The following is a 6,906-nucleotide window of genomic DNA, read 5'->3' as shown; positions in this document are numbered from 1 at the left end:
GTTGCAGCAGTTAATCGAAGCCTACCGCGATAAAGTTCGCCAGGCCGCTCGCGAAGCCGATGATGCGGCCAACGGCCTGATCCAGTCACTGGAGAGCGAACGCATCCTGCGCGACGCCGGAGGGGCTGCCGAACGTTCGCTGGTGCTGGCCAGCGTGCAATTCCGGGAAGGTTACGCCGACTTCCAGCGGGTGCTGGACGCTCAACGCGCGTTGCTCGATCAACAGGACAATTACCTGCTCGCACGCGGCAATGCGGTCAGTAATGTCATCGCCCTCTACAAGGCCTTGGGCGGTGGTTGGTACTCCGCCCAGCCGTATGTGGACTCGGCCACCCGCCAGGTGATGGAAGAACGCACAGACTGGGGCAACATGCTTGACGATCCCGCCGCCGCACTGCCCGCTTACCCGCTGCCAGACCAAGGAAAATAGCCATGAGTGAAGCCTCGCAGCCCTCCCCCGATGCCTCCGAACCGGTAGCGGCCGATCCGGTGAAAAAAGGCATCAAGTGGGTGTTGATACTGATCATCCTGAGCCTGGTCTGGTACTTGTTGGCCGACCGGTTCACGCCGTATACGCAACAAGCGCGTGTGGGCGCATTCGTCATTCCGGTGGCGTCGGAAGTCGCGGGCAAGGTGATCCGGGTGAACGTACACAACAATCAGACCGTCAAGGCCGGCGAGGTGCTCTTTGAGGTGGACCCGGCGCCCTATCAGATTGCCGTCGATCGCGCCCGCGCCGACCTTGAGACAGCACGCCGGCAATTAGGGGCCAGCACCGCGGGGATTGCCTCGGCGCAAGCGGCATTGCGCGTCGCCCAGGCCAATGAAACCAAGGCACGTCAGGAGAATCAGCGCCTCGAAGGGTTGTACCGTGAAGACCCGGGGACCATCTCCGTGCGCGTGCTCGAAATGTCACGCACCACCCGCGATGCGGCAGTCAGTCAAACCGCAGCTGCCCGCGCCGAAGTAGAACGTGCCAAGGAAACGGAAGGCGGCGGCGAAGACGTCAACGCAAAGTTGCGTAGCGCCGCCACTGCCCTGTCAAAAGCCGAACTGGACCTGGCCAACACGCAAACACGAGCGCGTTCGGCAGGCCTGATCACCGACCTGCGCACCGATGTCGGGCAATTCGCCTCGGCTGGCGGCCCGGTCATGACCCTGATCACCATTCAGGACATATGGATCACTGCTGACATGACCGAGAACAACCTCGGTCATATCAAGCCCGAAACACCGGTGTCCATTGTGCTCGATTCGATGCCGGGTGAAGTCTTCGACGGCCACGTACGCAGTGTCGGTTATGGCATCAGCGTCGGACAGCCGGCCCCACCCGGCACCTTGCCCGGCATACAAAACAGTCGGGACTGGCTGCGACCCGCCCAACGCTTCCCGGTGATCATCGAGTTTTCCCAGGAGTCTAAGAGCGCGCTGCTTGGCAGTGGTGGCATTCGTGCCGGTGGCCAGGCTGAAGTCATGGCCTTCCCCTCGGAAGGCAATCTGCTCAACCCGCTTGGCCGGGCCTATTTAGGCCTGATGAGCTGGCTGTCTTATGCCTACTAAACGTTCCCCTCGGGAGCAACGTGCCTTACGGCTGGCCAGTGGCACGGCACTGTGCCTGGCCATCAGTTTCGGCCTGGCTTTGCCAATACCGTTTCTCGCTCCCGTGCTGTGCCTGATACTCCTGGCCTCGGTCAATCGCCCGTTGCCCTTCAAGGCGGCGATCGTTCTCGCACTGGTCGCGATGCTGACCACTGGTATCGGCCTGCTCTTGATCCCGATCCTGCGTTACTACCCGTTGACCGGCGTGCTGCTGGTCACTGTCAGCCTGTTCATGGTCTTCCGGTGGGGGCTCAGTGGCGGCAATAACCTGATCGTGACCTTGCTGGTGATGGGCCTGACCATGATCTCGTCGGCAGGCGTTGCCGAGTTCGACGCGGCGGCAATGGTCATTGGGGCGCTGGTCAAGGGTTTGTTAATGGCAGTGATGGTGATTGCGATCAGTCATTGGCTTTTCCCCGAGCCTGCCAATGCGCCGGCGCCGCCCGCTGCCCCACCGCCGGTGGGCGAAGAAGCCAGTCGGATTGCGTTGCGTGCAACCTTGATTGTCTTGCCGACGTTCCTGCTGGCAATGATCGACCCGGCGAGCTATCTGCCGATTATCCTGAAGGCGGTCGGCCTGGGTCAGCAATGCAACACGACCAGCGCCCGCAATGCCGGTCGCGAGTTGGTCGGCGCCACCTTGCTCGGCGGCTTGTTGGCCATTGTGTTCTGGTGCGCACTGAGCCTGTTTGTGCACCTGTGGATGTTCTTCCTGTGGACGCTGCTGTTTGGCCTGATACTGGCGCGCAAGCTGTATGCGCTGAGCCCGAGCCGATTTGGCCAGGGGTTATGGCTCAACACCTTTATCACGTTGATCATCCTGCTGGGCCAGTCAGTGCAGGACAGCGCTTTGGGCAAAGACGTCTACACAGCCTTCGCCGTGCGCATGGGGCTGTTTATGGCGGTCACGCTGTATGCCTGCGTGATGGTCCGACTGCTTGACCGGCAACCTCAGGCACAAACTCAGGGCGTAACCTGATACCCCTTCCCTTGCAGGCAACTGGTGTAGGCCGTCGAGGTAGTGGCAGCGCTGGTTTTTTCATCAGCCCGGCGTTCCTGGCGCTGACGCGAGCCACCGACCACGACACCTGCCGCCGCCGCCCCTTTAGCTTGATTCTGCCGATACTCCTGCTTCACTTCGTCGTTGGCGCCCTCGTAAAACTCGTCATGCTGACGCCCGCGTGCGTCGGCTGCGACGGCCCCTGCCGCAGCGCCGACCGCAGCCCCACGCATTCTTCCCCCGGAAGGAGAAGTGTCAGTCGAAGCCGCCTGACTGGCTGCCACGCTATGGCATTCGTTGATGTCCAACTGGGTTTGTTGCGAACTCTGGCCTTTGGTCGGCACCACGGTTTCAGCCCAGCCTTGGGCAGATGACACCGATAACGCAACGCACAGGCTGATGGAAGACAACTTATGCATGATGACCTCCTGCGCGACACCCCGTGAGCCGTTGCCCACCGATCCCGCGGTTGATTAAGCATTTAGAAGTGTAGATCAACCATCACCAGCCTCAGGACCACTAATGTCGGCGGCGCCTCGTCAACATGAAACTTTTCGATCGTTTTGTCCTGATGACCTAACCTCATAGGCTGAGTGACCAAAAACGGAGCGAGCACGCCTATGCGTCATACATTGATGTCAGTGTTTTTCGTCGCGCTCGCGCTGCTGGTACAAAGTGGCGCAGCGCTGTCCGCTGCTGAACCGACGCCGTCTTCAATCATTGCCTCAGAAGCTCCGCCAGTTGTGGTGTCCCGTAGTGAACTGCAAGACCTGCAAATGCGGCTGGACCTGATTAAACAACAGGTTTCAGTGGCCAATAACGTCACCCTGATGGTCGGCCTGCAAGATTCCGTTCAGGTGTTTATCAAGGACGTGGACACCCTACAGTCATCGCTGCTACCCGAACAAAAACAATTACAAGCTCAACTTGATGTGTTGAGCGGCCCCGTCTCTCTCGGCGATGTCGCGGTAGAGAAATCGGACATCACCACGCAGAGGACCGATATTTCCGAGCAAAAGAAAACGATCGACGCCACCTTGAAAAACCTGGCGGCCTTAAGAGCCAGCGCCGTCGAACTGCTGACGCAAATTGCCGCCATTCGGCGCAGCCTGCTGGAAAGCGAAGTCACGCTACGTAGCGGCAGCATCCTTGCACGGGATTTTTGGGAGCCGTTGATCAATCCGCTGATGGAAGATCGCCTGCGCCTCAAAGATTTCATTGAACAGACCAATAAAGTCGTCGCGGCCGCCTGGCAACCCGGCGAACGTCTGTCTTCGGGCCTGCTGATAGTGCTGGCCGTGGCCATCTGGATCTGGGGCCGTAGAGTGGCTGATCAGGGGCTGACCTGGATTTGCATACATCGCCTGCCTGTAGGGCGATTGCGTCGAAGCGCGCTGGCGCTGGCGTCGGTATTTGCCACCGTGTTGACCACTGCCTTTGCGTTGCATTTGGTGTTTTATGCGCTCACGCGACAACAGCCGTTGTCGCCCATGATGCAGACCTTCGCCGAGGAGTTCGAAAAACTCGTTTATACCTGTGTCCTGATCACCGGGTTGAGCCGGGCAATGCTGGCGAACCAGCACCCCTCCTGGCGGCTGCCGGATATCGCCGACTCCGTCGCCGAGGCGATGAAGCCCTTCCCCAAAATACTGGCCGGTACCCTGCTGGCATTAGTAACGGTGGCGCAAATCACCAATGTCACGGGCATGAGCGGCCCCGCCGTGCTGTTGGGACGAGGCTTGATCGCACTGGTGGTCACGGCGCTGCTCATCCTGTTGTTCCGCCGTGCCAGTCACGCTCAAAGAGAGGTGGTGGCCGCCGGTGATGCCTCTGAAGAGAGCAGCACCCTGGCCGGTCTGATTTACTCCGGCACAATCATCGCGCTGATTACCTCCATCTTCGCCCTGTTGATCGGCTACGTCTCCCTGGCAAGGTTCATCACCTACGAAATGGTCTGGGCATTCATCGTCCTGTCCGGCTTCTACATCCTGATTCAGTTGCTCAAAGACTGTTGCGAATACTTGTTTTCACCCAAGAGCCCCAGCGGCAAGGCGATGAAACAACTGCTGGGGATCGGCGATGTGCGGCTTGAGCAAGCCGAGATCCTCTTGGCCGGGGCCGGTCGTGCGGCGTTGTTACTGTTGGCCGTCATTTCACTGTTTGTCGGTGGCGTTGGCACGACGCTCGGGCAACTGGTCACCCAGGCGCTGTCCATTCTCGGCGGCGACGGCTTGCGCAAACTGAACATCATCCCGGGTCACTTATTCAATGCAATCCTGGCCCTGTTTATTGGTGTCTACCTGATTCGGGCGCTTTGCCGCTGGCTTGATGACGAGTTCCTGCCGAAAACCAACATGGACCCTGGCATGTGTGCCTCGCTGAGCACACTGTTCGCCAACGTCGGCTACATTTTGGTGATTCTGCTGACGCTGTCATCGTTGGGCATCGAATGGACGAACCTGGCGTGGATCGTCAGTGCCCTGTCGGTCGGTATCGGTTTTGGTTTGCAGGAGATCGTCAAGAATTTCGTCTCCGGCCTGATCCTGCTGACCGAGCGTCCGGTCAAGGTGGGCGATTTGGTCAGCATCAGCGGCGTCGAAGGTGATATCCGCCGCATCAACGTCAGAGCCACGGAAATACAACTCAGCGACCGCTCGATTGTCATCGTCCCCAACTCCCAGCTGATCTCGCAAAACCTGCGTAACGTGACCCTGGGCGGCAGTGCGCAAGGGGTCGCGACATTGGAGCTGGTGTTCCCGCTGGACATTGACCCGGAGCAGGTAAAAGACTTGCTGTACGACTGCTACCAGGAGAACGAAAACATCCTCGATAAACCGGCGGCGTTTGTGCGATTCAGCAAACTCAGCCCGGACGGCATCATCTTGACCATCACCGGTTACGTCAGCAGCCCGAGAATTGTCGGCGTCACCAAAAGCGACCTGCTGTTCGAGATATTGAAGCGTCTGGGTGCGGCAGGCATTGCACTGGCCAAACCGGGAACCTAGTCCTGAAGGACGAAGCCCGGTGTTCACCGTAATACTGTTCATTTAAGGAGCGACACAATTCTGTAGCAGCTGGCGCAGCCTGCGTCCGACTGCGTAGCAGTCGTAAATCCTGAACGCGCGGATTTCCTGAAACACCGCATCGTTTGATTTCACGACTGCTACGCAGTCGGACGCAGGCTTCGCCAGCTGCTACAAGGTTCGCCCGGTATTCACCGGGCTTCTTTTGGGCAGGTCTAGTGGATCAGCGTGCTGTTGTAGTCTCCCTCCAATCCCTCCAGATGACTTTTGTATCGACTCAGCAATCGCGACAGTGCGGCCTGGCTGTACTCAAGATTCTTCAAGGTTTCGAGGTGTATTGAAAAGCTTCGCCACACCCCTGAAACCCTGAGGATTTCTTCACCGGCTATTCGGCGCCGGCGACTGATTTCCACAACGGCAGTGATATCAGACAGCACATTTTCCGCACCCCGAAGTTCATGGTTGAGCCCCTCTATGCGCCGGGCAATCGTTTGAATCTCCAGTTCAAGATTGCTTCGTGAAGTTGCGAGCTGACTGTACTTGATGTCGTCGCAAACAACCCCCAGCACCTTACGCACCCGTTCAATGCCCTGTTTGACGGCCTCTTTTTTCGGGTTTTCCATGTCCAGGCTGTTTAAGGCTTCGCCGTCCGGAATGTAGTTCTTGTACATGTCCGTCAAATTGAATTCGCGAATCACGTCCTGCGCTTTGACCAGTGCATCACGCTGTTCCGTACACGTCGCTTTGTTGAGGTTGTGATCATTGAGCTGGGCCAGAACCCTGGCCTTTCGTGCGCGTGCCACTTCGAGTGGTCCATCCGCGCGTTCACCGATTTCGATTTTGTAAAGGCTATGCACGGCGCTCTCCAGGAGCCTGGACCGAGCGACAAATTTCGCCTCGATTCTGTCCAGCATCTCCGCGATATTGCCTTTGACGTTAAACAGTTCGTCAGTCACCAACGCGCGATCCTGCGACGTCAGATCATGGCGTTCCAAGGCGCCGTTCAATTCATCAAGAACGTCAAACCATTGCTGGACCGACGCATTGTTCAATGCGGTCAGCAACACCGGAAAGGATTCGCGCAGGGTGGTGTCGAGGTTATTCAAATACGCAACCACCTGTTGCGCCCGTTCTTGCAGCACGTCCGGTCGGTCGCTGCGAAAGCTCGCCAGCCTGGACACGTCGCGAAGGGTTTTAATTATGTTGGTTACATCAATGACCGGAATAACCGGGGCGTCGATTGGCGTCACATTGCTCATGGCCATAGTCCTTTTGTCCGGTGGG

At 58.4% G+C, this 6,906-nt stretch carries 6 protein-coding genes; 4 read left to right on the top strand and 2 right to left on the bottom strand.

All coding sequences use genetic code 11. From position 1 onward, the window contains the following. From AC1DWM_RS03860 to AC1DWM_RS03850, 3 genes are all read left to right on the top strand, one after another. Window positions 1–430, top strand: a 430-nt coding sequence (locus tag AC1DWM_RS03860; RefSeq protein ID WP_477794649.1) for a TolC family protein, incomplete at its 5' end; no start/stop codon positions are given. A gap of 2 nt (window positions 431–432) precedes the next feature. Next, complete coding sequence (locus tag AC1DWM_RS03855; RefSeq protein ID WP_223513765.1) at window positions 433–1,560, top strand: HlyD family secretion protein; 1,128 nt, start codon at window positions 433–435, stop codon at window positions 1,558–1,560. Next, window positions 1,550–2,578, top strand: a complete 1,029-nt coding sequence (locus AC1DWM_RS03850; RefSeq protein ID WP_223513762.1) for a DUF2955 domain-containing protein — start codon at window positions 1,550–1,552, stop codon at window positions 2,576–2,578. Before AC1DWM_RS03855 ends, AC1DWM_RS03850 begins: the two co-directional genes overlap by 11 nt. Here AC1DWM_RS03850 and AC1DWM_RS03845 read toward each other — a convergent pair. Further along, the gene (locus AC1DWM_RS03845) at window positions 2,563–3,018 is read right to left on the bottom strand and encodes a YMGG-like glycine zipper-containing protein (protein WP_223513760.1); all 456 of its coding nucleotides are present in this window, start codon (window positions 3,016–3,018) and stop codon (window positions 2,563–2,565) included. The two genes, AC1DWM_RS03850 and AC1DWM_RS03845, sit on opposite strands and share 16 nt — an antisense overlap. A 201-nt stretch (window positions 3,019–3,219) precedes the next feature. Here AC1DWM_RS03845 and AC1DWM_RS03840 point away from each other — a divergent pair, with 201 nt between their 5' ends. Beyond that, window positions 3,220–5,604 carry a DUF3772 domain-containing protein gene (locus tag AC1DWM_RS03840; protein ID WP_223513758.1) on the top strand — a complete coding sequence of 795 codons (2,385 nt, stop codon included), beginning with the start codon at window positions 3,220–3,222 and terminating at the stop codon, window positions 5,602–5,604. Between the two features lie 233 nt (window positions 5,605–5,837). Here AC1DWM_RS03840 and AC1DWM_RS03835 read toward each other — a convergent pair whose 3' ends face one another. Next, complete coding sequence (locus AC1DWM_RS03835) at window positions 5,838–6,881, bottom strand: alpha-xenorhabdolysin family binary toxin subunit B (protein WP_223513756.1); 1,044 nt, start codon at window positions 6,879–6,881, stop codon at window positions 5,838–5,840. Window positions 6,882–6,906 lie beyond the last annotated feature (25 nt).

The organism is Pseudomonas sp. P4_C8, from assembly GCF_056401975.1.
The sequence above is the reverse complement of the archived record's forward strand: the minus strand, read 5'-3'. Positions and strand labels throughout refer to the sequence as shown.

Coding starts and splice junctions, on each gene's coding strand:
- AC1DWM_RS03855 (WP_223513765.1), top strand. CDS start 433: ATGAGTGAAGCCTCGCAGCCCTCCCCCGATGCCTCCGAACCGGTAGCG.
- AC1DWM_RS03850 (WP_223513762.1), top strand. CDS start 1,550: ATGCCTACTAAACGTTCCCCTCGGGAGCAACGTGCCTTACGGCTGGCC.
- AC1DWM_RS03845 (WP_223513760.1), bottom strand. CDS start 3,018: ATGCATAAGTTGTCTTCCATCAGCCTGTGCGTTGCGTTATCGGTGTCA.
- AC1DWM_RS03840 (WP_223513758.1), top strand. CDS start 3,220: ATGCGTCATACATTGATGTCAGTGTTTTTCGTCGCGCTCGCGCTGCTG.
- AC1DWM_RS03835 (WP_223513756.1), bottom strand. CDS start 6,881: ATGAGCAATGTGACGCCAATCGACGCCCCGGTTATTCCGGTCATTGAT.